General features: G+C 71.2%; 33 protein-coding genes and 1 pseudogene. 12 read left to right on the top strand and 22 right to left on the bottom strand.

All coding sequences use genetic code 11. From position 1 onward, the window contains the following. Nucleotide 1 precedes the first annotated feature (1 nt). From AC07FJ_RS31825 to AC07FJ_RS31840, 4 genes are all read right to left on the bottom strand, one after another. Nucleotides 2-1,072 (bottom strand): major capsid protein, encoded by a 1,071-nt coding sequence (locus AC07FJ_RS31825; RefSeq protein WP_479052673.1) that lies wholly within the window; start codon nt 1,070-1,072, stop codon nt 2-4. A gap of 14 nt (nt 1,073-1,086) precedes the next feature. Beyond that, a complete protein-coding gene (locus AC07FJ_RS31830) occupies nt 1,087-1,497 on the bottom strand; it encodes a head decoration protein (RefSeq protein WP_479052674.1) in 411 nt (136 codons plus the stop codon). Nucleotides 1,498-1,614: 117 nt separating this feature from the next. Beyond that, entirely contained in the window at nt 1,615-2,460 is an 846-nt protein-coding gene (locus tag AC07FJ_RS31835) for a hypothetical protein (RefSeq protein ID WP_479052675.1), read from the bottom strand. A gap of 56 nt (nt 2,461-2,516) precedes the next feature. Further along, nucleotides 2,517-4,337 (bottom strand): hypothetical protein, encoded by a 1,821-nt coding sequence (locus AC07FJ_RS31840; protein WP_479052676.1) that lies wholly within the window; start codon nt 4,335-4,337, stop codon nt 2,517-2,519. A 269-nt stretch (nt 4,338-4,606) separates the two neighbouring features. On the opposite strand from AC07FJ_RS31840, the gene AC07FJ_RS31845 reads away from it, so the two are divergent. From AC07FJ_RS31845 to AC07FJ_RS31875, 7 genes are all read left to right on the top strand, one after another. Then, the gene (locus AC07FJ_RS31845; protein WP_479052677.1) at nt 4,607-4,861 is read left to right on the top strand and encodes a MarR family transcriptional regulator; all 255 of its coding nucleotides are present in this window, start codon (nt 4,607-4,609) and stop codon (nt 4,859-4,861) included. Between the two features lie 171 nt (nt 4,862-5,032). Continuing rightward, on the top strand, nt 5,033-5,527 hold the full coding sequence (locus tag AC07FJ_RS31850) for a hypothetical protein (RefSeq protein ID WP_479052678.1): 495 nt from the start codon (nt 5,033-5,035) through the stop codon (nt 5,525-5,527). Nucleotides 5,528-5,734: 207 nt separating this feature from the next. Then, nucleotides 5,735-5,992, top strand: coding sequence for a hypothetical protein (locus AC07FJ_RS31855; RefSeq protein WP_479052679.1), 258 nt, complete (start codon nt 5,735-5,737; stop codon nt 5,990-5,992). A gap of 75 nt (nt 5,993-6,067) precedes the next feature. Then, the gene (locus tag AC07FJ_RS31860; protein ID WP_479052680.1) at nt 6,068-6,670 is read left to right on the top strand and encodes a hypothetical protein; all 603 of its coding nucleotides are present in this window, start codon (nt 6,068-6,070) and stop codon (nt 6,668-6,670) included. 197 nt (nt 6,671-6,867) lie between these two features. Continuing rightward, nucleotides 6,868-7,203, top strand: a complete 336-nt coding sequence (locus AC07FJ_RS31865; RefSeq protein WP_479052681.1) for a hypothetical protein — start codon at nt 6,868-6,870, stop codon at nt 7,201-7,203. A gap of 204 nt (nt 7,204-7,407) precedes the next feature. Next, entirely contained in the window at nt 7,408-7,617 is a 210-nt protein-coding gene (locus tag AC07FJ_RS31870) for a hypothetical protein (RefSeq protein ID WP_479052682.1), read from the top strand. 183 nt (nt 7,618-7,800) lie between these two features. Further along, complete coding sequence (locus AC07FJ_RS31875) at nt 7,801-8,007, top strand: hypothetical protein (RefSeq protein WP_479052683.1); 207 nt, start codon at nt 7,801-7,803, stop codon at nt 8,005-8,007. A 41-nt stretch (nt 8,008-8,048) separates the two neighbouring features. Here the strand turns inward: AC07FJ_RS31875 and AC07FJ_RS31880 are convergent, their stop codons facing one another. From AC07FJ_RS31880 to AC07FJ_RS31920, 9 genes are all read right to left on the bottom strand, one after another. Next, nucleotides 8,049-9,608: a terminase large subunit domain-containing protein gene (locus tag AC07FJ_RS31880; RefSeq protein WP_479052684.1), complete on the bottom strand. Its 1,560-nt coding sequence runs from the start codon at nt 9,606-9,608 to the stop codon at nt 8,049-8,051. Nucleotides 9,609-9,648: 40 nt separating this feature from the next. Then, nucleotides 9,649-10,038 carry a hypothetical protein gene (locus tag AC07FJ_RS31885; protein ID WP_479052685.1) on the bottom strand — a complete coding sequence of 130 codons (390 nt, stop codon included), beginning with the start codon at nt 10,036-10,038 and terminating at the stop codon, nt 9,649-9,651. Between the two features lie 75 nt (nt 10,039-10,113). Continuing rightward, on the bottom strand, nt 10,114-10,401 hold the full coding sequence (locus AC07FJ_RS31890) for a hypothetical protein (RefSeq protein ID WP_479052686.1): 288 nt from the start codon (nt 10,399-10,401) through the stop codon (nt 10,114-10,116). 32 nt (nt 10,402-10,433) lie between these two features. Then, a complete protein-coding gene (locus AC07FJ_RS31895) occupies nt 10,434-10,769 on the bottom strand; it encodes a hypothetical protein (RefSeq protein WP_479052687.1) in 336 nt (111 codons plus the stop codon). 100 nt (nt 10,770-10,869) lie between these two features. After that, nucleotides 10,870-11,919, bottom strand: a complete 1,050-nt coding sequence (locus AC07FJ_RS31900; protein WP_479052688.1) for a DNA cytosine methyltransferase — start codon at nt 11,917-11,919, stop codon at nt 10,870-10,872. Beyond that, nucleotides 11,916-12,452 (bottom strand): ParB/RepB/Spo0J family partition protein, encoded by a 537-nt coding sequence (locus AC07FJ_RS31905; protein WP_479052689.1) that lies wholly within the window; start codon nt 12,450-12,452, stop codon nt 11,916-11,918. Before AC07FJ_RS31905 ends, AC07FJ_RS31900 begins: the two co-directional genes overlap by 4 nt. Continuing rightward, the gene (locus AC07FJ_RS31910; protein WP_479052690.1) at nt 12,449-12,652 is read right to left on the bottom strand and encodes a hypothetical protein; all 204 of its coding nucleotides are present in this window, start codon (nt 12,650-12,652) and stop codon (nt 12,449-12,451) included. Before AC07FJ_RS31910 ends, AC07FJ_RS31905 begins: the two co-directional genes overlap by 4 nt. After that, nucleotides 12,652-13,116 (bottom strand): hypothetical protein, encoded by a 465-nt coding sequence (locus AC07FJ_RS31915; protein ID WP_479052691.1) that lies wholly within the window; start codon nt 13,114-13,116, stop codon nt 12,652-12,654. The genes AC07FJ_RS31910 and AC07FJ_RS31915 overlap by 1 nt, the downstream gene beginning before the upstream one ends. 14 nt (nt 13,117-13,130) lie before the next feature. Then, a complete protein-coding gene (locus AC07FJ_RS31920; RefSeq protein WP_479052692.1) occupies nt 13,131-14,408 on the bottom strand; it encodes a DNA methyltransferase in 1,278 nt (425 codons plus the stop codon). Between the two features lie 165 nt (nt 14,409-14,573). Between AC07FJ_RS31920 and AC07FJ_RS31925 the strand changes: the two genes are divergently transcribed. The 5 genes from AC07FJ_RS31925 to AC07FJ_RS31945 all read left to right on the top strand — a co-directional run bounded on the left by AC07FJ_RS31925 (nt 14,574) and on the right by AC07FJ_RS31945 (nt 17,944). After that, nucleotides 14,574-14,918: a DUF6011 domain-containing protein gene (locus tag AC07FJ_RS31925; RefSeq protein WP_479052693.1), complete on the top strand. Its 345-nt coding sequence runs from the start codon at nt 14,574-14,576 to the stop codon at nt 14,916-14,918. 40 nt (nt 14,919-14,958) lie between these two features. Then, nucleotides 14,959-15,303, top strand: coding sequence for a hypothetical protein (locus AC07FJ_RS31930; RefSeq protein ID WP_479052694.1), 345 nt, complete (start codon nt 14,959-14,961; stop codon nt 15,301-15,303). Nucleotides 15,304-15,514: 211 nt separating this feature from the next. Beyond that, entirely contained in the window at nt 15,515-16,027 is a 513-nt protein-coding gene (locus AC07FJ_RS31935) for a hypothetical protein (protein ID WP_479052695.1), read from the top strand. A gap of 585 nt (nt 16,028-16,612) precedes the next feature. Beyond that, nucleotides 16,613-17,182 carry a helix-turn-helix domain-containing protein gene (locus AC07FJ_RS31940; RefSeq protein ID WP_479052696.1) on the top strand — a complete coding sequence of 190 codons (570 nt, stop codon included), beginning with the start codon at nt 16,613-16,615 and terminating at the stop codon, nt 17,180-17,182. Nucleotides 17,183-17,269: 87 nt separating this feature from the next. Continuing rightward, complete coding sequence (locus AC07FJ_RS31945; protein ID WP_479052697.1) at nt 17,270-17,944, top strand: hypothetical protein; 675 nt, start codon at nt 17,270-17,272, stop codon at nt 17,942-17,944. Nucleotides 17,945-18,020: 76 nt separating this feature from the next. On the opposite strand, the gene AC07FJ_RS31950 is transcribed toward AC07FJ_RS31945, so the two are convergent. The 9 genes and pseudogenes from AC07FJ_RS31950 to AC07FJ_RS31990 all read right to left on the bottom strand — a co-directional run. Continuing rightward, the gene (locus tag AC07FJ_RS31950; protein WP_479052698.1) at nt 18,021-19,208 is read right to left on the bottom strand and encodes a cytochrome P450 family protein; all 1,188 of its coding nucleotides are present in this window, start codon (nt 19,206-19,208) and stop codon (nt 18,021-18,023) included. 476 nt (nt 19,209-19,684) lie between these two features. After that, nucleotides 19,685-20,362 (bottom strand): restriction endonuclease, encoded by a 678-nt coding sequence (locus tag AC07FJ_RS31955; protein ID WP_479052699.1) that lies wholly within the window; start codon nt 20,360-20,362, stop codon nt 19,685-19,687. Nucleotides 20,363-20,424: 62 nt separating this feature from the next. Then, nucleotides 20,425-21,000, bottom strand: a complete 576-nt coding sequence (locus tag AC07FJ_RS31960) for a hypothetical protein (RefSeq protein WP_479052700.1) — start codon at nt 20,998-21,000, stop codon at nt 20,425-20,427. Then, the gene (locus AC07FJ_RS31965) at nt 20,997-21,167 is read right to left on the bottom strand and encodes a hypothetical protein (protein WP_479052701.1); all 171 of its coding nucleotides are present in this window, start codon (nt 21,165-21,167) and stop codon (nt 20,997-20,999) included. Before AC07FJ_RS31965 ends, AC07FJ_RS31960 begins: the two co-directional genes overlap by 4 nt. A 10-nt stretch (nt 21,168-21,177) precedes the next feature. Then, the gene (locus AC07FJ_RS31970; RefSeq protein WP_479052702.1) at nt 21,178-21,384 is read right to left on the bottom strand and encodes a hypothetical protein; all 207 of its coding nucleotides are present in this window, start codon (nt 21,382-21,384) and stop codon (nt 21,178-21,180) included. Nucleotides 21,385-21,420: 36 nt separating this feature from the next. Continuing rightward, nucleotides 21,421-21,654 (bottom strand): hypothetical protein, encoded by a 234-nt coding sequence (locus tag AC07FJ_RS31975; protein WP_479052703.1) that lies wholly within the window; start codon nt 21,652-21,654, stop codon nt 21,421-21,423. 19 nt (nt 21,655-21,673) lie between these two features. Further along, on the bottom strand, nt 21,674-21,868 hold the full coding sequence (locus tag AC07FJ_RS31980; RefSeq protein WP_479052704.1) for a hypothetical protein: 195 nt from the start codon (nt 21,866-21,868) through the stop codon (nt 21,674-21,676). Between the two features lie 5 nt (nt 21,869-21,873). Next, nucleotides 21,874-24,393, bottom strand: a complete 2,520-nt coding sequence (locus tag AC07FJ_RS31985) for a DNA translocase FtsK (RefSeq protein WP_479052705.1) — start codon at nt 24,391-24,393, stop codon at nt 21,874-21,876. Nucleotides 24,394-24,462: 69 nt separating this feature from the next. After that, nucleotides 24,463-26,478, bottom strand: a pseudogene (locus AC07FJ_RS31990) (hypothetical protein); the annotation flags it as partial.

A 26,478-nucleotide genomic window follows, 5' to 3' on the forward strand; every position in this document is an offset into this window, starting at 1 on the left:
GTCACCACACCCGCGCGGCGATGTGGATGTCCGGCACGTACAGCACCGGCATGGCGGACGCGGCGACCTTGGTCCACACGGTGACGGGGTCGTCGGTGTAGCCGTGGGTGACGACGATGCCGGGCGCGTCCTCGCGGGCGATCGCGGGGTTCGTGCCGCGCGACAGCACCAGCGACTCGGCGGTGACGCCGTACTGCGTCTCGCCCCACTGGCGGGGGTTGGGCGGCAGCATCAGCCACAGGTTCTCCGGCAGCGCCCGCGGGTTGGTGCCATCGTCGAGCGGGATCTGCACGTCGTACACGGTGATCGGCGGCAGGCCGTACCGCGCGCGCACCGCATCGACCTCGTTGGGGGCGAGGACGGCGGTGGGGATCTGGGAGCCGAGCAGCGAGCCGTAGTACGCGGCCCGGTAGCTCTGGTTCCCGGCGAGCAGACTCTTGGCCTTGAACGAGGTGATGATGCGGGTGGGCAGCGGGGCGCGGGCGTCGCGCAGCGCCTGGATCCAGCGCATCTCGTCGGCCAGGGCGTCGGCGGTCGGGTCGGTCCACGGCACCGGCGCGGTGGGCATGTGGGAGGCGGGGACCTGGGCGTCGTACTCGATGAAGAGGTTGTTCTCGCCCTGCAGCGTGAACTTTCCGTCGGCGAGCAGGTCGCCGGCGGCCAGCTCCAGGCGGGAGCGGATGGACAGCACGTGCGCGGCGACGTCGTCGTACACGGCCTGGACCAGTTCGTCGCTGCTGGCGCCGCGGTCGGCGTCGAGGAGCAGCTGCTCCATCTCGCCCACGAGGTACTTCTGGCCGAGCGGCGGGAGCTTGCCCTCGGTCTCGACCATGGAGATCTCGCGGGTGGCGACGGGCGTCGTCGCGTCCCAGGCGCGGTACTTGGCCGCCGGCACCCGGCGGTTGGTCCGCTTCACGCGCCACTTGACGGTGTTGAGCCGGACCTCCGGCAGCACGCTGCGGGTCAGCTCGTAGTCCTCTGGGCCGGGGATGGCGCGGACGAACGCGTTGATGTCGGTGGGGGTGAGCTCGCGGAGGAGGAGCTCGAGCATGTCGTTCATCTCGGTCGGCATGACGGGGCTCCCTCTCAGGCGGCGTAGGTGACGGAGGCGGTGGTCTTCTTCACGGCGGCCGGGTCGAAGGCGACCGGCAACTTCGCCGGGGCGATGAGACCGTGGATGCGCAGCGCGGCACCGATGCGGGTCGCGCCGACACCGAAGGCGGTCTCGGTGTCCAGGAATCCGGCCAGGACCTCGTGGCCGTCGGTCGCGGCCGGGTCGTACGGCTCGTACAGGCCGCTGGTGGTGTTGCGTGCCAGTGGCAGCCCGGACTTGAAGCGGGCCTCGACGGTCTTGACGCCGCGCACCCAGTGGGTGTTCTCGGTGAACTTCGCGACGTCGAGGGTGATGGTCTGGTTCGTCTCCGTTCCGTGGCTGGACAGCAGCCAGGGGCGGCCGACGCGGAGGCTCTGGGTGGTGGTGATCGGCTGGATGTCCATGCCGGGGCTTCCTCCCGTGGCGGGGGCACAGCGGAAATGCGGGGCACCGGGTGGTGCCGTCCACGGGAGGAAGGGGCGGGCGTGGTCCCAGGGGTGGTGCGGTGGTGCGTGCGGCGGTCAGGCCGCGTCGGCGGTCTTGCCGAACATGCGCTCGGCCATCCGGCGTCCGGCGTCGCCGGGCTTGCCGACGGGGGCCTGGCGCTGCGGCGGTCCGCCGGCCGGGGAGCCGGACGGGGCGGGCGGCGGGGCGGGCCGCGGGGCGGGCTCGGGCGTGCCGAAGAGGCCGGGGCGGCGCTTCTTCAGTTCCTTGGCGGCGTCGGCGATGGTGTCGGGGTCGGCGTCCGGGCTGTCCTTGAGGGCCTTGTCCAGCAGGACGAGCGCGTCCTCGAGGTCCTCGTCGCAGGCGCCCAGGCCGATGAGGGCGGCGGTGCGCTGCGCCTCCTGGAGCTTGGTGTTCGCCGCGGCCAGTGCCTTGGCGGCTTCCGCCTCCTTGGCGGCGACGGCCTGCTCGCGTCGGGTGAACTCGGCCTCGCGGCGCTGCTCTTCGCTCAGCTGGGCGTCCTTGAGGGCCTTGGCGTCGGCGAGGAGCTGCTTGAGCTGGGTGGCGTCGACGGTGTCCGGGTCGAGGCCGGCGTCTGCGGCCAGGGCGCGCAGCGCGGCCTGCCGGCCCTGGTCCTTCTCACGGGTGAGCAGCACGTTCAGCCGCCGCTGGGTGACGGTGACGTGCTCCTCGGCGTCCGCGGCGTCGGCCTCGGCGGCCTGAGCGGCGTGCTTGGCGGCGACGTCTGCGGGGGTGACCTTCGGCGCGGGCCGGGTGGCCGGGGCGGCGGGCGTCTGTTCGGTGGGCGCCGGTGCCGGGTCGTCCTCGCCGCTTCCGCCGGCGATGACGCGGACCGGGCGGCCGTTGACGTAGCCGACGATCGCGCCAGGTACGGGACGCGGTCGGGGGGTGCTGCGGTCCATGGTTGGTGTCCTCCACCGGTGCGCCCCCGCGCCGTTTACGAGTTTAGGGGTGATCTTCACTGCTGCTGTCCCGCGTCGGCCGGGGGCGTCTCGGGCGCTGGGTCCGGCCTGCCGGGCAGGACCGGGACGGGGACCTGCTCGGGGTCGGCGGGCTTCATGCCGAGGTAGTCCCGCACGGCCTCGGCGTCTCCGGTGGCGTCGGCGAGTGCGGCGGCCTGGTCGAAGGCCCGGGCCTGGATGCGTTCGATCTCGGCGGAGATGTCCTTGATGGGCCAGCCGCCGTCGGCGAGCATCCGCAGCGCGGTCTCCAGGCTGATCAGCCGGGCGGCGTAGGCGGTGGCGACCTCCTCCAGGACGCCCATGCGGTCGGTGGGGGTGTAGGCGCCGAAGACGATGTTCGCGGGGTGGACGGCGCGGCCGACCCAGTCGGGGTGCTGCCCGGCGATAAACAATCTCTGAACGAACCGCAGAAGCAGCTGGTACTTGTGCCGGCGGGCCAGGCGCATGGAGGCGATGAGCTTGTCGAGCGGGCCGAGGCTGATCTTCAGGGCGTACCCGGAGGGCATCTGCGCGGGGTCGTGGGTGCCCAGCGCCACGGCGGGCAGCCGCAGGTTGACCGCGGCGCGGTCGCGCAGCGTCTCGACCGTGGACAGGAGCTGGGCGAGCTGGGGGGCGGTGTTGACCACGTCCATCCGGCCGCCGTCGGCGAGCTTGAACACGGTGCCCGGCTCGACCTGGACGCTCGCGCGGCCGTCTTGGAGGCCGGAGACGGACAGGATGGGGATGCCGGTGGTGGCGGAGGCTCGGGCGGCGTCGGTGTCGGAGGCGGCCAGCTCGTCGAGGATCTGCAGGACGGTGGCCAGCGACGCCTTGCCCCAGTGCTCTTCGGCGGCCGGGACCGTGTTCGGCAGGTGGATGACCGGGATGAAGTCGATCATCAGGTCCAGGCCGTCGAGGACCTCGCCGTCCGCGCGCTGCGCGTAGGTCGCCTTGTCCATCGGCAGGTTGTCGACGTCGCTGGTGCGCTCGAGGTCCTCCAGCAGCCAGGTGGCGTCGGTGAGGTAGCAGGTGACGCGGGATGGCTCCGCGTTCCAGGCGTACTGGCGCCAGATCGTTCCGTTCTCGTCGGCGCTGTCGCCCGGGACGAGCTGGGGCGCGTCCTCGTCGCCGACGAAGGTGCGCAGGGACCGGCCGCGCCGGTCGGTGCTCGGGACCGTCGCCGGGCGGATCGGGGCCAGCTCGTAGGTGATACGGCGCAGCCGGGCCTTCAGGCCGCGGCGGGGGTCCTCGGGGATCTCCCAGGCGAAGTGGACGCGGGTGGGGAACTCGCCGTCGTCGCCGAGGACGGGGAAGTAGAAGCCGGGGTCCATGACCCTCACGACGGGCCGGCGCTTGTCCGGCTCCCAGGAGAGCCGGTAGACCGCGTCGCCGAGGCCGACGGCCTTGCGCTCGGCCTGCTGCATCCGCATGGCGAGCTGCTCGTCCTCGGCCCAGGTGAGCAGGTCCTCCTGGACAGCGCGGGCTTCCTCGTCCTCAGTGGTGGTGTCGTCGTCTTCGGTGCCGTCCACCACGATGCGCTGCTCGTCGCCGAGGACGTCGGAGGTGATGGCATCGATGAAGGCGGCCGGGTCGCCGTACTCGCGGCGCTGGCGGGCCTCGGGTCCGTCGCGGACTTCGGCGAGTTCGCCAGCCTGGCCGCCGTCGTAGGCGGCGAGCGTCGTGTACGCGGCCAGGCGGCGGACGTCTTCATCGGGGACCCAGGTGGCGTACGCCGTCGGGAAGGCCCGCCGGTTGGGGTCGCCGGTCGCCGGGTCGGCATACACGGGTTTGAAGTTCAGCCAGCCCCAGGCGTCGATGATGAACTGCCGCAGGCCCACGTCGTCCTCCGTCGGCCCCGCGCCGTGATCAAGGATATCGGCGCGGGCACGGGGGGCTTGCGGGCGTCGTGGCCGCCACCCCTCCTGACTTTACAATGATGTGTTGTACGACAGAAAGGGGGCCGAGGGACAACGGATCGTTGTATAGTCGGCCCCGCGCACGTTGGCGTGCACCGAACTACCGAGGGACCGGCATGGTCCGCCCCGGGGCAAGCAGGGCGGACCATGCCGCACCCATCGTTCCAGCCGGACGGAAGAGGACAGAGGCGATGACGAAGGACGCGAAGGAAGCAGCCGCGGCGAACGCGCCGCAGGAGTTGTGGGGTTATGCCGAGGTGGCCGCGGAGAGCGGGGTGGCGGTCGGCACCATCCGCTACTACTGGTCCCAGAAGCGGCACCTGCTGCCGGAGCCCTTCACGACGGTGGGCGGCAAGCCCGCCTGGCTCCCGGAAACCGTGAGGGACTGGAAGAAGAACCGCCCGGGGCAGGGCTTCCGCTCCGACCTCAAGGACACGGACAGCTGAGTCGGCCAGCCGGCCCGGCCCCCGCGACGCGCCCCACTCCCCCACCGGAGCCGGGGCGCGCGGCGCTTCCAGGGGTCGAAGAAGATCGGCAAAGCCCCTTCAACCTTACAACGATACATTGTATAGTTACGGGGAGAGGCCGGACCCGCCGGCCACGAGGGGAGGATCCCGATGTTCACCGTCAGCCTGGACCTGAACGCCCACGGCCTGCCCGCCAACGACCCGCTGACGGTGCACGGCATCGGCGCCTGGATCCCCGGATCGACCGGCATCCGGTACGACTTCCGCGACCCGGCGATCCACTTCCCCGGCGCGGACTGCCCGATCACCGGGGTCCTGATGGTCGACAAGTACATCGACCCGGTCTACCGGGACGACCCGGCCTCGTACGACTTCGACGCCGAGCCTGCCCTCTCGGTCAGCCTCGGCGACCCGGCGGCCGACGACGTGCACGACCAGATGATCGAGGTCGGCGACTGGGGCTTCAGCGGGTACGTGGTCTGCAGCGACCTGTACCTCAACCCGGGCCCGCACCCCGACCACCCCGACCGGTACCCCTTCGCGGCGGGCACACGGGTGGACGGGCCGACCTACCACCTGACCGCGAGCTTCCTGCGGGCCGCCGCCGCCGACTACGTGCACCGGTGGAAGACGACCAACGTCTGACCTGCGCCCCGGCCTCGCGCCGGGGCGCAGCCCGTCACAGGAGACCCCGGAAGCCGTAGCCGCGCCCCGCTCAGGTCGACCCGCTAAGAGGTGGCCTGACCTCCGCGTTTCCACCGGAAGATCGGCGCCACGACTTCCAACTATACAACGTGACGTTGTATAGTTGGGGTGCAAGGAACGGACCGGCAAGACCACGAAGGAGACGAGATGGACCTCGCGAACGACACCGCCGACCAGGTCTTCGAGGCGGCCCGCACGGCCACCTTCCGCAGGACCAACCTCGGGATGGCCGCCTCGGTGACCCTGGGCGGCTACAGCTACCGGGTGATCGTCGGAGACACCTACCGGGCGCACATCGACGGCCGCGAGGGCTACGGCGGCACCGAGTACACCTACGCGAACGCGACCCCCGAGCAGGACCGGGCGCTGCGCGCGGCGATCGCGGCCCAGGCCGCCGCCAACTAGCTGCGAACGGCGGGGGCTTGCCCTGGGGCAAGCACGGCAAGCCCCCGCCCCCCAACCAACCGCCAGGAGGAGTTCATGTCCGTCACCTTCACCGCCGCCCTCCGGGCACCTGCCGGCTACGTCATCACCTGCGGCTGCCCCGAGGCAACCGTGCGCGCCCTGCGCTTCGGCGACTACCGGGACGCGCAGGACGCGGCCGACCGGGCCAACGCCGCACCCGGCGTACGGCGCGCGCTGCCCGGCTGCGCGATGCCCGAGACGTGCCCGGAGTACCCGCTGCACGCCGAGGAGGTCGACCCGGACGGCGTGGTGCCCCTGGTGAACGTCTCGAACACCAACGCGGTCGGCATCCTCGAGGCGCTCGGCCTCCCGCTCCACCCGGAAGCGGCGGCCTGCGACGCCCTCGAGCCGGGCCTGCCGCTCGAGGTGCCGGACGGCGCGGTGGTGATCCCGGTCTGCGTGGTCGAGGCGCACGGGCAGCTGCCCGCCGAGGACTTCCGCGCCCGGGTGCTCACCGCCCTCGGCCTGGCCCCACAGGATCCGGGCGTGCCCGACCTCCGGCTCGGCCGCACCTTCGTCGGCGGCCGTCCGGCGGGATACCTGCAGCGGCGCCTGCGGGAGCTGTACGAGCTGGCCGCCTGGTGCGCCGCACACGGCCGCGACGTGGCCTGGCACTGACCGGTCCGCCCCGCTCGCCCCGGGGCGGACCGCATGGCCGCACAGCGGGACGTGGCCAGCCGGCCGAACGGCGCCCGCCTCCCCACCAGGGGTTTTCCGGAAGAGAAGGGGGCACACGACTTCAACCTTACAACGTTCCATTGTATAGTTGGGGTGCCGGAAGGGCGGGGAACCGCCCGGGAACGAAGGAGAGCCGTATGGACAGCACCCTCCGCAGGGCCCTGATCAGCGCCCGCTTCGCCCGCCAGGAGATCGACGAGATGCACGGGCCGGTCGACGCCCTGGACTCCGAGGGGCGCGTCTACCGCAAGAGGGACCTGGACTCGGCATTCCAGGACTACCGCGACCGCAAGGTGGTGGGGGTGGGCGCGGACTGGCGCGAGGCCCTGCAGGACGCGGCGGCCACGGACCGGATAAACCTCGCCGAGTACGGCGGGGACCTGGAAACCGCACGCGACAACATCCTGCACGGCGCGATCTGGGAGTTCGTCAACACGGACAACGGGGTGGCGATCGTGGACACCGCCGCCTGACGGCGCGACGCACCGGCCGCCCGGCTCGGCCGGGCGGCCTCGCGGCGTTCGGATGCACACGGCACACAGGCCCCGGCGATCCGCGAAACCGTCGAGGAAGATCACCGAAACCCCTTCCAACCTTACAACGTTTCATTGTATAGTTGACCTCGAAGGGGGCGCACAGAGGCCCCCGGACCCTGATAAGTACAGAAGGAGCGCAGCATGGCCGAGATGACGGTGGCCGACCTGATCGAGCGGCTCGAGCAGATGGACCCGGAGGCAAAGGTTCGCCTGGCCACCCAGCCCGCCTACCCCTTCGAGTACACGATCGGCGAGGTGGTCGAGACGAACGGCACCTGCTGGATCGCCGAAGGCGAGCAGCAGAACTACCTCGACGGCGAGGCCCGGGACGCCCTGGGCTGGACCAGCTAGCCGAGAACCATGCAGGCCCGCCCCGGGGCAAGCGGGGCGGGCCCTTGCGCTCGTCCGCCGCTGACGTGGCCGCGCCAGGCCGGCGCCGCAAAGATCCCGAACCCGCTTCCATCTTTACAACGCAGCGTTGTATAGTTAGACGCGTAGGCGGGGGCGGCCCCGACGGACCGGAAAGGAGCCACGATGCTGTACGTTCTCAAGGAGCTCGACTCGAAGGGCCGCGTCTTCCAGGACGACGACACCACCGAGTACTTCGACGACGCCGACTACAACGGTGACGCGCTGGCCGCCGCGACGGAGGCGTACGACTTTCGGGTCCGCCAGACCGACGAGGCTTGGGGAGCCGGGGTCGGAGAGACCCGGTGGACGCTCCTTCAGGTCGGCTTCTAGCCCGCCGCCCGGCCCCGGCCACCCGGCCGGGGCCGCGCCGCTCACCGGCGCCCGTTGAGGCGTCCGTCCCGGTAGTTGCCCGTTCCGCTGTCCACGGCTGCCGGGTTGGCCAGCTCGGTCAGCGCGTGCACGCAGGCATCCATGCGGTCCGGCGAGTCGAGGCCGGGCATCCAGGTCACCATCTGGACCTCGAGCGCCGGCCACTCCCCCACGTGCCGCACCCGGCCCTGCTCGTACAGCTGCGCGATCGGCTCCGCCCTCAACCTCTTGCCCTGCTTCGCAGTCACCGGGATGATCCGCGGGCGCAGCGCCCCGGCCGCCTCCGGCCCGCCGCTGCGCACCAGTTCGTCCCAGCCCTGGACGAGGACCTGGCGGGTCATGTCGCCGCCGAAGTTGGACTCCACGACGAGGGCGTCCGCGTCCACCTCCAAGGCGAGTTCGCACGCGGCGCGCCCCCAGTCGGCCGCGCCCATCTTCCCCGAGCGGTCGGCGAGCACGTACAGGTTCCCGGCGGCGTCCCGGCCGGCGGCCACGATGCCGACCTCGTCGCTGTCCTCGCCGCCTCCGGCCGGGTCGACGGCGACGACGACTCTGGTGAGCTTGATGCCGCGCAGCTGCTCGGTGGTGACGCGGTGGCCGCGGATCCACTCCCACCGCCAGATGCCGCCCTCGAGCGGGCGGGGCTGCTGCTGGTACAGCGCCCACCAGCCGCGCTCGCCGACTTCGTCGCGGAAGTCCTGCAGGTGCTCGAGGCCGAAGCGCTCGGGCCACAGCGGCTCGCCGATGGCCCGGCCGAGGGCGTCGTCGGGGCTGTCGGCGATCGCGGGCAGGTTGATGACGGTCCAGCGCGCGGTGTCGCGGGCGGCGTCCTGGGTGAGGATCCGGCCCGCCAGGTCGTTTTCCGACCAGCGGGTCTGGATGACCACGATCGACCCGTTGGGCTCCATACGGGTGTTGAGGACCTGCTGCCACCAGTCCCACAGGTCGCCGAGCACCGTGGGGCTGGCGGCGGCCTTCGCGTCCTTCAGCGGGTCGTCGACGATCGCCAGGTGCGCGCCCATGCCGGTCAGCGAGCCGCCGACACCGGCGGTGACGAGTCCGCCGGGGCCGCCGGTGAGGTCGAAGCGGCCGGCGGCCTTGGAGCCGTAGCGCAGTGAGATGCCGAGCTGCTCGCCGTGCTCGACGATCGTGTCGCGAAGCCAGCGGCCGTGGCCCTCGGCGAGCACCGCCGAGTACGAGGCGATCATCAGCCGGTGCGTCGGATTGCGTCGCAGGTACCAAAGGGGCGCCCAGCGTGCGGCGCGCTGCGACTTGCCGTGCCGGGGCGGCATGTTCAGCAGCAGCCGGACGCGCTCGCCTCGGGCGATCCGGATGAAGGCGTTGTCGATGAGGTTGAGGTGCCGCGCCTGGAGTTCGCGGCCGTCGGTCAGGAGCGCGGCGAGCGAGCCCGGGGAGCGGTCCATCGCCATCTGCCGCTCGACGTGGGCCAGACGGATGCGAAGGTCCGGCGAGGCGGTGCGCGCGATGGCAAGGCGCTGGTCGCGGGGAAGGGTCCGATAGCGCGCGAGGAGACGTTCTTCCTGGTCCGGCGCCTTCATCATCAGGGGCTCCGTGCACCCCCGCGCACCATTCCATGATCTCTCAGATCGGGGGTTCCTCGATCAGCGTGAGCAGCTCGTCCAGTACGGCGTCGGTGCCGGCGACCGGGTCCACGGCCTCGAGGCGGAGCGGGGCGTCCAGGCCGAGGCGCCGGGCGCGGCTGTCGTGGATGGCGAGCGCGGTGTCGATGGCGTCGAGGTCGCCTCCGGCCGCCAGGTCCCAGACGGCGTGCTGGAGTGTGTCCAGGGCGAGCTGGTCGGCATGGTGGCGGGCGGCTGGCTCGAGCGGCTCGCAGTCGGCGAGGGCCTCGGCGAAGGCGCCAGCGGCTTCAGCAGCGTCGGCGTAGTCCAGCTCGCGGGCGATGGTGGTGAAGTCCTCGCCGGACAGGCGGCGGCGAAGCAGTTCAGCGCGCCGCTGGTCGAGGTGCGGCATGGGTGTCCTCCATGAGACACACCGCCCGGAGGCGGTGTGGTGCCCCGCGGTGGGGGGCGGTCGCTCGGTGCGCCGTTACTGGGGCTGCTGGATCAGGCGGTCATCGACTTCGACGTCGTATCCGGCGGCGAGGAGCGTGTTGTTGGCGCGCAGGCAGGTGCGGGAGATCTCGGCCACGTCCAGGGTCTCGGGGAGCTGGTGCCAGACGTAGATGGCGAAGGTCTGCCGCTCGAAGCCGAGGCTGTCGAGCATGTCGAGCAGGGCGTCGGGGGCTCCGCTGCGGGACTCGGCGACCACGGTGGTGCTCAGGGCGCGCCGATGGATCAGGACGTCGAGGTTGTTGTCGTCGGCCTGGTTGCTCAAGGTGTCCTCCTTTTCGGTCGTGCGTGTCGGGCTCAGGGACAGGCGATGGAGGTGCGGGTGCCGTGCTGGGCCTTGAACGCGGCGGCCAGCGCCTCGTAGCGCGCGATCTCGGCGGCGTTGTCGGGGTGGTGCCGGACGATCTCGGTGCCGCTGGGGTTCGGCTCCTCGGCGAGGTAGGCGTCCATGGCCGCCTCGTCCGTGGGGTGGCCGGTGGAGCAGAACCAGAAGGCGTCTTCGAAGTACTCCACGTCCCATTCGTGGTCGAAGTCCTCGTCGCCGGGCTCGGTGGTGTATTCGAAGCGCCAGAACCCGATGCTCCAGGTCCCGTCGGGGGCCTGCCAGGTGACGTTGTCTCGGTTGCAGCTCACGGTGTCGGTGCCCTTTCGGTGGTCCCGTTTCACACCATCACTATACAACGTGACGTTGTAAAGATGGAAGCGGGGAGAGGTCGTTTCCCCTGGTCACGAGCTAGAGGACCTTCTCCCGTAGCGTCTGGGCGATCGCCCGCATCAGCAGCGGGGGCACGGAGTTGCCGATGCGCGCCCAGACCTTCTCGACCGAGCTGTCCCCCCAGTCGTACGCGTCGGGGAACGACTGCAGGCGGGCGAGCTCGTTGATGCCCATGAGCCGGTCCTCGTCGGGGTGGAGCAGGCCGTTGCGGGAGGCGGACACCTCCTTGATGAGGGTGTAGGACGGCTTGTCCCAGGCGAGGCGCTCCAGGGAGAAGAAAGCCTTCTTGCCGCCGAGGTCCAGCAGCGTGTCACCGCCGTTGCGGCCGGGCGGAATGAGGGGCGCGACCCGGGCGGCCTTGCCCGAGGGGCGCTGGAAGGGGCCGGGATCGTCCAGGCCGGCCAGGGCCTCGCGGACCGTCAGGGGACGGTCGACGGGCGCCGGGTGGACCGGGTCGATGCCGAGGTCGCGCCGGACACCGATGAAGATCATGCGCAGGCGCTTCTGCGGCACGCGGAAGTACGAGGCGTCCACCAGCCGGGCTGTGACCCGGTAGCCGGGGCCGGCGGCCTTCAATGCGCCGAGGATCTCGGCGAACAGGGACCGCATCTGCCCGCGGACCATCCCGGCGACGTTCTCCATCACGAATGCCTTCGGCTGCCAGTAGTCGATGAGCCGGACGTACTGGCGGAAGAGCTGGTTACGCGGGTCGTCGATCTGCCGGCGCCCGGCGGTGCTGAAGCCCTGGCATGGCGGCGAACCGTCGAACACGTCCAGCTCGCCCGGCTTCAGGTCCAGTACGGCCGGGTCGAGCGCGGCGATGTCGCCGTGGTGGAGCGGCACGTGCGGGAAGTTGCGGCGGAAGCAGTCGGCTGCGTGGTCGTCCCACTCCACGGCGAGCAGTTCGCGGAAGCCGGCCATGGAGTACCCCAGCGAGCTGCCCCCGGCGCCGGCGAAGGTGGACACGACGGTCGGTGCGCCCTCGACACGGGGGGCGAGGTGGGCGGCCCACGCGTCGGCCAGGAGCTGGCCGTAGTCGAGCCGCGTCCGTACGACGGCCGGGCTCACTTCGCGGCCTCGGCGTTGGTGAAGGTGTGCCCGCACTGGGGGCAGGTGTGCGTGGTGGGATTGAGGGCTTCGGCCACCGACTCGTCGAACGCCGGGAAGCCGTCGGGCAGTTCGGCGGTCAGCAGGCGGGTGACTTCCTGCTGGCTCCAGCCGGTTCCCTCGAGGTCGCCGTCGAGAGCGGCGAGCATCGCGGCCAGGTCCTCCTCGTCGTAGTAGCCGAGCTCGGCGAGCTTGTTGTCGGCGAGGTTGATGCGCCGGGCGGTGTCGTCGTCGCACGTGATGACCTCGCACCGGGCGGTGGCATAGCCCTCGGCGCGCAGCGCGTCGGAGGTGTGGTTGCCGGCGAGCACGACCAGGGCGTCGCCGGTGTCGCGGACGACCAGGGAGCGGTACTGGCCGTGGCGGCGGATGGAGGCCCGGATCGATTCGACGTCGCCGCGGCGGGGATTGCCGGGGTAGCGGGTCAGCTCGTCGAGGGGGATGTCGCGGGTGCCGGTGTAGGTGGTGCCGGGCAAGCCGGCCGTCTCGCTCATGCGGGGCGTCCTTCGTTGTGGTCGGCGATGATGCGCCGGGCCCAGGTGTCGGGGTCGAAGCCCCACTGGCGGGCGTCCCATTCGGTGGCGCGGTCGCGGATGTCGAGCCAGATGTCCAGGAGCTGATCGCGCCAGACGGGGTCGCGGGTGCGGCGCAGCCGGGCAGCGAGGTGGGCGAAGGCGGCCGGGTGCGCAGGCATCACGCCTCCTCCGTGCTCTCGCCGCCGGGCGCGGTGCCGTCGGTCAGCGTGATCAGGCGTTCCAGCTCGGCGAGGTCGACGGCCTCGACCTGGAGCGGGCCGCCGTCGGCGCCGGTGATCTCGGTGCGGGCGGGCCGGTCAAGCCCGAGGAGGCGGGCGCGGCGGTCGATCACCTTCAGCACGGTCTCGATCGCCTTGAGGTCGCCCTTGGCGGCCTTGGCCCAGGCGGCGGCCTGCATCCGGTCCAGGCGCTGCACTTCGAGTTCGCGCAGGGTCGCCGCCGCGGCGGACTCGGCCTCGAGGTTGGCCTCGAGCGCGCGGTGAACGTCCTTGGAGGCGGCGCCGCGGTCGGAGTAGTCGAGCCGTTCGGCGATCGTCTGGTAGTCCATGCCGGCCAGCCGCAGCGCGATCGCCTGGGCGCGGCGGTGGGCGGTGGCGGCCTGCTGGGCCTTGGACGCGGGCACGGGTCAGCCCCCTGTCAGTCGTCCTGGGACGGGATGGTGAAGTCGTGTGCCTCGCCGGTGGCCTTCAGGACCGGCTGTTCGCCGGTGTGCTCCTGGTAGCGGCGGCAGATGACGTCGGCGTACCGCGGGTCCAGCTCGACGACGCGGGCCGAGCGCCCGGTGACGTGGGCGGCGATGAGGGTGGAGCCGGAGCCGCCGAACGGCTCGAAGACGAGGCCGTCGGGCGGGCAGGAGTTGCGCAGCGCCGCGGTGATGAGGTCGACCGGCTTGGAGGTGGGGTGTTCGGCGTTGCGGGCCGGCTTGGGCACCTCGAAGACGGTGGTCTGGGCGTTGTCGCCGTACCAGCGGTCGCCGCCGCGGCCCAGGCGTCCGGACCCGGCCGGGGCGTCGGTGAAGCCGTACAGGATCGGCTCGTGCCGGTAGTGGTAGTCGGAGCGGCCGAGGACCATCGTGTCCTTCGCCCAGATGAGGTTCTGCCGGACCAGCCATCCGGCGTCCTTCATCGCGGTCTCGAAGACGATGCGGGCGGTGTCGGCGTGGGCGACGTAGACCGGCGCGCCCGGCTTGAGGGCGACGGTGGCCACGGCGAAGGCGCCGGCGAGGAGTTCGGGCAGGTCGGCGGCGCCGTCGTTGGAGATGGTGAGGGCGTCTTTGGTCTTGCCGACGTAGTCGACGCCGTACGGCGGGTCGGTCCACATCGCGTCGCACCGGTCGCCGTCGAGCATGTCCTCGACGGCCGCGACGTCGGTGGAGTCGCCGACCAGGAGCCGGTGGCGGCCGAGGATCCACACGTCGCCGACCTTGGAGTGCGGTTCGGCCGGCGCGTCGGGGATGTCGTCGGGGTCGGTGAGGGCCTCGGGCTCGACCTCAGTGCCGAGCAGTGCGGAGACGTCGTCGGCGGTGTAGCCGGTGCCCTCGAGGTCGCCGTCGAGGTAGGACAGCAGCTCGGCCAGGGCGTCGTTGTCGTACGTGCCGAGCTCGGCGAGCCGGTTGTCGGCCAGGTTGATGCGGCGGGCCTGGTCGTCGTCGCACTCGATGACCTCGCACCGGGCGGTTTCGTACCCCTCGGCCTTGAGGGCGTCGTGGGTGTGGTTGCCGGCGAGGATGACGAACCGGTCCTCGGCGACGGCGCGGACCACCAGGGAGCGGTACTGGCCGTGGCGGCGCAGCGAGCCGCGGATGGCGTCGATGTCACCGCGGCGGGGGTTGCCGGGGAAGCGTTCGAGCTGGGCGAAGGGGATCTCGCGGGTGCCGAGGTAGGTGACCGCGGCGGTGGGCGTCGGGGTGCCCATGGCAGCTCCGTCCACCCCCACAGTGCCGTGATCCATTTTCCCCGACCCCGGGGGTCACCCGGTCATGCGTCAGCGGCGGGGGACGCGCCCCCGAAGGACTTCCAACCTTACAACGTATCGTTGTATAGTGAGGGTGTGAGGACGACCCGCCCCAAGGAGGCAGAAATGCAGCGCACCACCACCGGCCACACCCACTGCCTCCGCTGCGGACGAGCCCTCCGCTCCGCCCACTCCACCGCCACCGGCTACGGCCCGACCTGCCTGCGCCGCATCAAGGACGCCGCCCGACGGATCGCCGACCACAAGCCCGCCCTGGTCGCCAAGGCGGTCGACCTGATCACCCTGGGCGGCCTGATCCCCCTGCGCGCCCGCCGGGTCTTCCAGGCGGTCGCCTCCAGCGGGACCGGCACTTACAAGACCGCCGCCCAGGCGTGCACCTGCCCGGCCGGACTGCGCGGACAGCACACCTGCTACCACCGGATCGCCGCCCAGATCGTCGCCGCCGCCTGACCGGCGGCCCGGCGCCCGGGCGCAAGAGATGAGGGAGTCCATGGACCACTACGAAGCCAACTGGACCGACGGCAACCAGGACATCGCCGAAGCCGTGATGTGGGCCGCCGGCGCAGGCAAGCCCCTGGTCGTCACCACGGCCAAGGGCCGCACCGTACGACTGGTCCCCGAACCGGGAGAAGCGGCGGCCACACAAGAGGCACTCGCTGGCTCGCGGGACGACGGCGACGGCTTCTACGAGATGGGCACCGACGAGCTGCACGCCGCGATGGCCGAGGCGATCGGCGACCTGCCGGTCACCCACCCCGTACGCGTCCTGTGGCAGCGCCTGGACCAGGTGCTCACGGACGGCGGCCCCGAGTGCCTGCCCGGCCCCTGGGAGTGAGCATCCCGCCCCCGCCTCCACCTCCGCAACGCCCCGCCGCCGGCGGGGCGTTCGGCGTTCTCACGCCGGCGTCCTCCGCCTCTCACATGCCGGCATCTGCCCAGCACAGGGCCGGTTTTCCGGGCTTGCAAGTGCTCCCCGAGCGGAGTGATGAATGGGTCCCCGCCCGGCCGGACGGACCCATCACCCCTACGAGGACTAGGAGAGTCTCATGCGCGACGTCACGAACGACGACCGCGCCGGGTACGGCCGGGAGACCCTGGAGCACTACGAGATGGCCCGCGCCGCTCTCGGCCGCGAGCCCAGCGAGCGGGAAGACATGGAGCTGGTCATGGGGGCCTGCGCATACGGCGGCAGCCTCGACCAGTGGCAGCCGGTGAGGACCACGGACCTGTACGAGGACGCCGAGTGGGCCACCGAGGTCTTCGGCGACCTGGTCGCCAACCTCTTCCACAGCGCCGACGGGCTCGTGACCCCCCAGCTGCTGCTGGATGCGGTCGCCGCAACCGAGGGACGGGACGAGGCCGCCCGCGCCGAGACGTGGCGCCGCCTGGGCGCGCACGGTCCGCGGTTCGCCGCCTTCCTGGCGGCGATGCACCGCACCCTGATCACGGCTCACGACATCGACGCCGACGGGCTTTTCGAAGATGCGAAGAGCGTCTTCGAAGATGAGGTGGAAGAGGAGCGGTATGTGGTGATAGCCGCACGGCGCGCGCAGGGCTAAGGGGAACGGTGCGTGGCCAGCGGGGGGCGGGGGCCGCAGGTTACTTGCGCATACGCCTGATGATCGCACTGATGTCGGGTGAGTTGTGCAGGATGCCTGCGGCCTCCGCCGCAGCGAGGGTGGGACTGAACGAAGGCGGCCTGCAGCAACCACCTGGCTCAGCAGGCGAGGTGGGCGCGGCCTTGGGCTGCCCGGAGCGCCGGGGCGAGCCGATGACCACAACGTTGCTGTGCGCCCCGGTCTCGAGCGAGAGGGTGGGCGCGGGTGATCTGACTGCAAGGGATCGGGCGCCGTCCACCGCCCAGGAGTCGCTCATGCCTGCTGGTCTCTCCTCAGTGCGCTATTCCAGGGGACTGCGCAACGAGCCAGTGCCCGGCAAGCCGCGGGAGGGCAGGTCTGAACCACCCCAGGGTCGATGACAGAAAGTGACTCGTGCGTACCCTGCATGCAAATCGTGATCCTGCCTTCCGCACCCGAGCGTGTCAACTAAAGTACACAGGGACAAGATCGAGAGAGCGAGACCGTTGTTGTGAGCAGTCATTGGCCAGCCGGGCCCCTGGCCCCACACGGAAGGTCCGGTGTGTGGTGAGCGCCGCCCGTCCGTCGCTGGCAGACAAGCTCAAGTCGCTCATGACCAGCCGACGGAATGCCGACGGCCGGGCCCACACGGTGCGGTCGCTGTCCGCAGCAGTCGACGCGCTCCCAGGTGATCATGCTTCTGTCTCGTACGCTGCCGTCTCCAAGCTGGCCAACGGTTCGCAGGACAACCCCACCATCGCGACGGTCATGGCCCTGTGCGAAGCACTGGGCAACGTGCCGCCCGCACACCTGCTTCCGCACGAGAGCTACGACGACCTCGCAGCACTGGAAGCGTTCGAGGACCCGGCTGTGCGCCGTGTCCTTCGTGACCTCGGCGACGACCCCGCACTACTGGAAGCATTCTCGGACCCGGCTGCGCGCCGTGTCCTTCGTCTCCTCAACGGGCTGCCCGCCAGTGAGCTGCGGAATGTCGTTGCAGACTTGGAGCGCCGACGAGACGATCTCGGCTTGCCACCGGTGCCGCGCGACGACGCCGGTGAGAGGCCGCGACGTCGCCGACGGCGCAGTAGGGACGAGGCCGCCCAGTATGCGGCCGATGCACTGGAAGGGCTCTAAGTGGACGGCATAGTCTTCGGGACGTGCACAGTGACTGGCTTGCTGGTCACCTTTCTCTGCACAAGGAGGGCCGTCGGCAACCCACGCGTGTCCACCTGGTCTATCGCCGTGGCCTTCGGGGTGTGCACGCTGGGCGTCCTCTTCGCCGTCCCCTCGGTCGCCGATGCCGCCGAGAGCATCACCGGTGTCGTGAACATCGGGAAGCTGGTGGCCCACATCTGCGCGATCCTGTGGTGCGCGGCCCTCCAGATCACGATGGTGGACTTGGCCTATCGCGCCGAGTACGTGCGAGCTGCGATGTACCAGCGGACCTTCGCGGCCATGGTGGAGCTGGCGATCATGGTGCCGCTCTTCCTGGCGACAAACGATCCGGACATCGAGTTCACCACCGCGTTCGTCGGGAATACCGCGGTGGCCGCGTACCTGCTGATCTACCTGTCGTACGTCCTGGTCACCTGCGGCGAGTTGGCCTTCATGTGCGGACGGACCGCGCGGCGCAACTGGGGCCTCCGGCCCTGGAGTGGCGCCGGCTTCGCGCTGTCCTCCATGGCCGCCACCCTGGGCATGGCGTACACGATGTCCAAGGGCTCCTACATCATTTTCTACGTCCTGGACCGGCCTTGGTCCTTGGACGTGGAGGAGAAGGTGAGCCCCACACTCAGTGGTCTGGCCGTGCTTTTCCTCTTCCTCGGGCTGACGCTGCCGATGATCGGCTCGCTGCGTGAACAGCGCCGTCAGCGCAAGGAGCTGGCCGGCAGCTGAGCCAGGGACGTGCCCAACGGGGGCCGCACGCAGATCGCGTGCGGCCCCCGTTCGTGTGCGAGGTGGTGGGGGGAAGTCAGCCGGCCGTACTGGCGCCCCTGTAGTGCACCGGCAGCTCAAGCAGGCCGCGGGCGCGGAGGGAGGGCCGCCAGCGGGGTTCGGTGTTGGCGAGCTCGAGTGTCTCGAACCGGTCCAGGAGGGCGGCCAGGGCGATCTCGGTCTCTGTTCGTGCCAGGGCTGCGCCCAGGCAGTAGTGGATCCCGTGGCCGAACGCCAGGTGGCCGGCGGCGTCGCGGCTGAGATCCAGGCGGTCGGGGTCGGCGAACCGGTCCGGGTCGCGGTTGGCGGCGGACAGGGACAGCAGGACGGTTTCGCCGGCGGGAATCGTGACGCCGCCGATCGTCACGTCCTGCGTCGGGAATCGGCGGATGGCAAGCAGGGCGGGGCCCTCGTGGCGGCTGAACTCCTCGACGGCGGAGGCGATCCGGGACGGGTCCTGTCGCACGGTGGCCATCTGGTCGGGGTTCTGCAGCAGGCCCAGTACCGCGTTGCCGATCAGCTGGACCGAGTTCTCGTAGCCGGCGAAGAGGATGAGGAAGGCCAGAGACATCAGCTCGTCCTCGGTGAGCCGGTCGTCGTCCGCGTCACGTACGGCGATCAGGTCGGAAAGCAGATCGTCGGCGGGGCTGCGCCGCTTGTGAGCGATGAGGTCGGTGAAAAAGCTCAGCATCGCCCCGATCGCCGTCTTGGCGTCCTGGGGGCGGCTCGGATCGGGAGCGATCAGCACGTTCGTCCAGGAACGGAAGTCTTGCCGGTGGCTTTCCGGGATGCCGAGCAGTTCACAGATGACGGTGATGGGCAACGGCGCTGCGTAGGCGGCGATCAGGTCCGTGGTGCCCTGGTCCCCCAAGGCGTCGAGAAGCCTGCCGGCGGTGTTCGTGATCGGCGCGCGTAGCTGTTCGACTCGCCCTGGGGTGAAGGCGCGGCTGACGAGTCGGCGCAGGCGGGTGTGGTCCGGGGGGTCCATGTTGAGGAGGTTGGCGTCGAGAGCCGGAGGCAGTGCCAGCCCGCGGTAGTTGCCTTCCCGGGCATGCGCCTTGTCCAGCGACAGCCGGGGATCGGCGAGGGCGGATCGCACGTCGTCGTACCGGGTGACGAGCCAGGCAGGTTGCCCATCCGTCCCGGCGATGCGGTGTACCGGGGAGGCGGTGCGCAGTCGCCGATAGGCGTCGTGGGGGTGGGTGAGCAGATCGTCCGCAAGCATGCGGCCACTCTAGGGGGGCTCTGCAGCTGGCAGTTTCTGAGGCCGTGGGCTGCATTTCCGCTGCGGCGGGCTTCGTTCGGGCCTGACGGGTCTTCTCGGCACGGGGGGTTTAGAGAAGGGATCGGGTTTTCCCCGCCAGGCCCGAACACGTCTGATAGTCGACCCGGCTGGAAACCGGCTCAAAGCTCACGGGCTCTGTATTGCGCATACAGGGACAACGACAGCGGCCCCGGTCCGCGCCCCCGAGGGGGACACGGACCGGGGCCCGCTGCGCTCCCAATCTCCCGTACTGCCCGACGAATCCAGCTGCTCCACGGCTGCATCCGTCCACCGGGACCGTCCATGCCCGTGGCGTTCCCGGTGCTGCCCACCATACATGAAACCCACTACGTAAGAAAGGTTTTGGAGGAGAGGGAAACGACGGTGGCGCAGCCCTTCCCGTGCGGGCTGCGCCACCAACGGCCGCTTTCGGCCGGCTACTGCCAGGGCGCCGGGCCGGTCCCGGCCGCCCACTCCAGCAACTGCTTCGAGCCGAACAGCCGCAGCGGCTGCTCCAGGTCGCTGTTCCAGTCGACCGCGCTCATGGTGAAGCTGCTCGTCGTGATGACGGCGGCGACGTCGCAGCCGTGGGTGTCCCAGTAGGTCCCGTTCACCTGGTAGAGCACCTCGGCGGAGACCTTCTTGGTCTCGGCGTACCGCTTGCACTGCACCAGCAGCCAGCGGCCGTCCGGGGTACGTGCCTTCACGTCACCTGCGCGGTCGCCTGCCCCTCCGAGGACCTGCACGTCGGTGCAGCCGTCCCGCCGGCACAGCCGGGCGACCGCGAGCTCGAACCCGCCGGGCGTGAGCGCCCTCCACTGCTCGATGTCGACGGGCAGCGCGCCGAGTCCGGCCTGGCTCATGCGGCGGTAGCAGCGGCGGCCCCACAGGATGGCGGTGCCGACGACGGCCAGCCCGAGGACGCCCAGCAGCGCGGCGAGGACGGCGGGGTGGCGGCTGAGGTAGTTGCCGATGAACAGCAGCACGACGATCGCGACGCTGACGACCGAGGTACGGTCCCGGGCGGGTAACCGGTGCTGCCAGCGCCGCCGGGCCGGTCCCCGGCGGGCGGCGGGGTGGCGGTCGGTGCGCGGGCGGCGGCTGGTGCTGGCCATGGGGCGGGTCTCCTTGTCCGGTGGGAGCAGCAGTCGGTCGGGCCGTACGGGGTGAAGGGGTGTCAGTCCTGGCGCCAGGTGCCCTTGATGGAGCCCTCGAAGGTGCCGGTGCGCGGGCGGCGGCCCCGGCCGCCGAACACGATGCGCAGGAACAGGGCGGCGCCGACGACGATGGCGCCGACCTTCAGCACCGTGAGGGTGGCGTGCCACAGGGCCGTGGCGCCGGCGGTGACGGCGGCGGCGATCTCGTTGCCGTACACCGCGCCCACGGTGGCGACGCCGCCAGCGCCTGCGAGGTAGGCGGCGGTCTTGAGCTTGCGGCTGTTCATGGTGAGCCACTCCGGCAGGGTGCGCCGCTCGGTGACGGCCGACGGCGCCGGGGCCGGGGCGGGGGTGGCCGACGCGGCCGGGCGCGGCGCCGGGTCGAGGGGCACGACCTCGCGGATGATGCGGGTGCCGTCGGCGGTGGTCTCGACGGTCTCGCGGACGGTGTAACCCTCGGGGACGACGAAGGGGGTGATGCCGGGGGCGACGGGCCCGGGCGCGGGGATGTGCCGGCCGGGGGTGGTGTCCTCGGGGGTCAGGTCGGCGAGCAGGGCGCGGGCGGTGTCGTACTCGGACTGGGTGAGGTCGCTCATGGTTCGGTGGTCCTCTCTGAAGTCGGCGTGCTGGCGGGGTGGGGGTGGGCCAGGGCCCGTCGCAGCGGGCTGGTGGCCGGGGTGCCGGCCGGGTCGAGGTCGGCGATCAGGAAGCGGCCGTCCGCGGTGACGACGACGACCCGGTTCTCTTCGGCGGGCTGGGGCATGGGGGGTGGGTTACCTGTCGGTGTCGCCGGTCCGGTCCGGGCCGTCGCTGTCGAGTTCGGGCAGGGGGTCGACGGGCCGGGCGACGAACGAGAGGCGGTTCGCGCGGCTCACGTCGACCTCGTCGCCGGGCAGGGGGTCGACGGGGCGGGCGACGAACGGCAGGCGGGCCGCGCGGCGGCTCGCGTCGGTGCTCTCGGCGCGGTTCTTCTTGCGCATGGACTGGTCGCTCCTTGGGGTCGGGGTGGACGGGGGTCAGTGGGTCTCGGGGGTGCGCCAGAGGTTGCCGCCGTACTCGGGGTGCCGCTTGCGCACGTCCTGGACGTAGCCGCGGCACAGGCGGGTGTCGTGGCCGCGGACCAGCCAGCCCGAGGCGGTGCTGCACCAGGTGCACGAGGGCTCGGGGCGCAGTCGCCGGTGCAGGCGCTGGCCGAGCAGGGTCAGGCCCGTGCCGAGCAGGACGGCGAGGACCAGGACGAGGGTGTGCATGGCGAGGTGTCCCTTCGGGTCAGAAGTTGATGGCGCTGACGGCGCCGGCGAGGGAGGTGAGGGCGTTGTTGATGGCGGGCGCGAGGCCGGTGGAGGCGAGGAAGAAGCCGAACAGCACGGCGACGACGGCGGGGCCGGTCTTCAGGGAGCCGCCCCGGACCATGACGACCAGGACGACGAGCAGCAGCAGGACGGCGGAGATGGACAGGGCCATGGGACTTAGTTCTCTTCCTTGATCTGGGTGAGCAGGGCGTCGAGGGCGTCGGGCTTGACCAGCACGTCGCGGGCCTTGCTGCCGTCGCGGGGGCCGACGATGTTCCGGGCGCTCATCTGGTCCATGAGCCAGATGGCCTTGGCGAAGCCGACGCGGAGCTTGCGCTGCAGCATCGACGTGGAGCCGAACTGGGTGGAGACGACGAGCTCGACCGCGTGCAGGAACAGTTCCAGGTCGTCGCCCTCGAGGGCCTCGGTGTCGTCCTCGTCGTCCTGCGACTCGTCAGGCGCGGCCGGGTGGTCGGGGTCGGCCCACACGTACGGCGTCTTGGGCCCGCCGGGCTGGATGATGTTCTTCTCGGCGGCGAACCAGTTGTTCACTGACTGGCGGCTCGGGGGCTTCTCGTTCGGGTACAGCTCGGCGAGCTTGTTGCGGCAGTCGTCGATGGTGATGCCCTCGGGGCCGGCGGCGCGGACCATGTCGAGGACCTCGTCCTTGCGGGGGTGCTCGCGGGTCTTCTTCTTCTCCGCCTCCTGGGCCTGCTGGGCCAGGTGCTCCTCGGCAGCCTCCTGGGTCATCTTCTCGACGGTCGCCCACACCTTCTCGAAGGCGGCCTTGACCACGGACTCGTCCGGGCCGGGCACGCCGCCGCCCGAGGCCGGGGTGGGCTGGCCGCCGGTGGGCGGCTGCTGGCCGCCGCCTCCGTACTTCTTGAGGTAGTCCTCGGCGGAGGGCAGGTCGCCGAGTTCGCTGGGCAGGAGGCCGTTCGTGCCGCCGGGCCGGTTGCTGCCGGGGCCGCCCGTGCCGGTGGTCGGCGGTACCGGCGGGGCGGCCTGCAGGGTGCTGGTGCCGCCGTGCGCGCTGGCGGTGCTGGTCCCGGTGGAAGCGGCGGGTGCCTCCAGGCCGAAGGCTTCCAGGAGCCAGCCGCAGCGCTCGGTGTCGGTCCAGCGGTCCGCGTAGCCCCACTTGTTGGCGATGGCGACGGCCTCGGGGTCGAGGTCGGGGCGGATGTGGGTGCGGGCGACCGCCATCTCCTCGATGTGGGTGGAGTCCTCGTCGTCGTTGACGTAGGCGAAGCGGCCCTTCTCCGGCGGCTCCATCGGGTCCATGGAGGGCGTCTTGATGTAGCAGGCGCCGTTGCCGGGCAGGCTGGCCAGGTTGACCTGGTGGTAGAAGTCGGGGAAGACGTACTGGCCCTCGCCCCGCTTGCGGAATTTCAGGCCGATGGTCGTGTCGTACTGGGAGTCGATCTCGCCGCCACCGGTGTTGGGGCCGGTGCCACGCTGGACGACGTCGACGAAGTCCAGAGCGGCCTTGCGGCCCTTCTTGATGCCCCTCGTCTTCGGCTTGACCGCGGCCGGCGACCAGGCCATCAGGTCCGAGCCTTCCTCGGTGATGATGATGATGGCGGGCTTCTCCGGCTTCGGGACGAGCTTGCCGCCCGAGGTCTTCGCACGCTGGTCGGCGATGTCGTGACCGGCGTTGTACATGCGCACGGCCTCGTCCTCGGTGGTGGCGACCCAGTCGATGAGTGGCCGGGTGATGACGTTGCCGTCCTTGTCCTTCCAGCCCTCCACCCAGGGGCGGATCCAGCGCTTGGCGGTGTGCCCGCTGGCCATGTCGACCATCCAGATCACCGCGTCGACGCAGCGGGTGAGCAGGGAGATCAGGACGTGCAGCGTGACGCTCTTGCCGGAGCCCTTCTGGCCGGCGATGAGCACGCTGTTCTGCCGCATCAGGATCTCGATGGGCTCGCCGCTCTCCAGCATGCCGAGCGTGAGCGGCTCGTTGATGGTGATGGGGTGGTCGCTGGGGTCCAGGTCGACGTGCTCGGCGAGGACGTTGCGGGTGGAGACCGACAGGAACGCTTCGGCGGCGTGCTCGCCCGGCTTCAGGGTCAGCGCGCCGGGCCGCAGGCGGGCCTTCATCTCCAGACGCTTGAGCAGCGGCAGCAGGCCGTCGTAGTCGGTCTCGGTGAGGGTGAGGGTCAGCCGGAAGCCGTTGTGGGTCTTCTCCTTGTTCTCGACGATGACGCCGCGGGCGCCGACGGAGGCGAACAGGTCCTGCCAGTCGGTGAGCGGCTTGGCGAGCGCGGCCTCCTCCTTCGCCCACTGCTCGGCGATCTCGTCGCCGCGCAGGAAGCGGTCGATGCCGTAGAACGGCGCGATCACGGCCGTGGCGGCGCCGATGACGGCGGCCGAGGTGAGCGTCCAGGGGGTGTCGTGCGCGACCCAGTTCATCCAGGCCGCCGCAGCGCCGGTCCAGATGCCGGTGAAGGCGGTGTGGAACCAGCGGGCGCGCTGGCTGCGCCCCGGGCCGCCGGTGCGCAGGTAGCGGGCGGTGGCGGCGGCGATGACGCCGCCGACGGAGCCGATGCCGAGCATGTCCAGCGGCACGGTGTGGCCCAGGTCCTCGATGGTGCCCAGGGCGAGGCCGCCGGCGTAGATGAACCCCGAGGTGAACAGCGGGGTGCTGACGACCCCGTGCGCCCAGGGGAGGACCTCGCGGTCCTTCGAGCGGGCCATGGTGTGGAACTCCTTACGTCAGGTCGTGGTCATGAGCTGGAGGGGCGGAGCAGGAGCGCGCGGTCGGGGTCAGGTGGCGTTGCGGTCCACGTCCCACTTGGCGGCCTGGGGCGTGGGGTTCTCGAGGTTGAGGAGCTGCTCCTGGTGGAGCGTCCGGTAGAGGAGGTGGACCGCCTGGATGGCGCCGCCCAGGTCGCGGAAGCGCTGGCCGGCGTCGCGGTGCATGGCCGGGATGGCGGGGTGGACGGCGAACTCGGCCTCGGTGGTGCTGGCGACCGTCTCCATCAGCTCGTAGAGCGCCTCTGCCAGCGGGGCGAGGTGCTGGATGGTCATCTCGTAGCCGAACATCGACCCCGAGGGGTGCAGCCTGATGTGGATGCCCGCGTCGCGGATGGCGCCGGAGGCGAGCAGCAGCGGCATGGCGTCCGTGCTGGGGTCGGTCCACGCGAAGCTGGGCATGATGTGCGGCCAGTTCGCGGAGATGTCCCACTTGCGGCCCTGCCAGGTCGGGTTCTCGATGTTCTCGAGCTGCTCGGCGTGGATGTCGCGGAACGCCTTGTGTGCGGAGTCGACGAAGGCGCCCAGCATCAGGAACTGGACTCCGACGGCTCGGAACTGGTCCGGGATCAGGGGGTTGACCTTGAAGTCTTCCTCGGTGACCTGCGCGATCGTGTGCATCAGGTGGCACATCGCGAACTCGAGGTGGCCCAGGTTCTCGATGACGTTCTCGTAGCCCTTCATGCTCTCCGACGGCGCCGTGGCGAAGGCAGCGGCGGCCATGCGGATCGCGTCCGCCGCGTAGATCAGCGGGTAGGCGTGGTGAACCGGGCTCGTGTCCACGGGGGTTCCCTTTCCTGCAGTTGCTGTGGCCGGCGACGGCACGGGGACGTGGCCGCCGGGGGTCGGAGCGGGGGCGGGCGTACCGGTGCCCGCGGTGGGGGGGTGCACGGTCGTCGTGGCGGTGGGCCTCGGCAACGGGCGGGCGGTGGCGGTCCTGTAGACCCAGGTGCTCAGCCACGACCAGCTGCGGGTGACGTTGACGAGCGCGGCGAGCGGGCTGGTGGTCCACTGCAGGACCCGGGACAGCGGGCGCAGCCAGTTCGGCCCCATGGTCGAGTAGCGGATGTTGCCGAGGAAGGAGTGGGCGGACAGGATCGCCCGGCCGCCGACCCGCATCACGTTGGCCAGCAGCTTCCCTCCGTGCCGGCGGGTGCCGCGGTACATGGCGCGGAACGGCGTCGCGGCCCGGTGCAGGCGGCGGCGAAACTTCCGGCTGGTGACCTTCTTGTAGGCGCTCCTCACGCCGCGCTTGGTCTTGGTGGCGCCGGTCTTGATGAGGGACCCAGTCTTGCGGAGCGGGTTCTTCTTCCAGGTGTAGCGGCGGTGCCGGGGCGCCTTGCCCTTGCCGACCTTCGCCTTGCCCGGGCCCTTCGGCGCGCCCTTGCCCTTGCCGGCGGGGGTCTTCTTCCCCGGCGTCTTCGTCCCGCCGGGACCGGTGGTGCCGGTCGGCGCCTTCGGGGACTTCGGCGTCTTGGGGGTCTTCGGGGTCTTCGGGGCGTGCTTCCCGGCCGCGCCGGTGCCTCCGGAGCCGATGCCGCCCGGCTTCCGGTTCGTCTTCGGCGACTTGGTCCCCTTGGACCCGCCGCCGATTCCGCTTCCGATCCGGTTCAGCAGGCCGCCGCGCGAGTTGGGCGTGCCGGGCGCCTGGGGGGTCTTGCCCTTGCCGCCGCCCAGGCCGCCCTTGTTCAGGCTGCCCTTGAGCGGCTTGGGCCCCGCGGTCGTCCGGGCGCCCAGGCTCCCCTTGTTCAGGGGGCGGTTGGTGTTCGTCGGGCCGGTGCGGCCGGAGGACGACTTCAGCGAGCTGAGGCCGGCGGGCTTGCGGGACAGCGCGCCGGGGGTGTTCGAGCCCTTCGAGCCGCCGCTGGAGCGGCGCGAGGGGCCAGTACCGCCGGAACGGTTCCCCGAGCTGAGGCGTCCGCCGCCGGACCGGCCGCCCCCCGCTGCTCCATGCCCACCCCGGCGTCCGGGGCCCGGCCCGGCGCCCCCGGTGCCGCGGCCGAGGCGGCTGCGGCTGGCGGCCTTGGC

Source organism: Streptomyces sp. NPDC045998, from assembly GCF_056430285.1.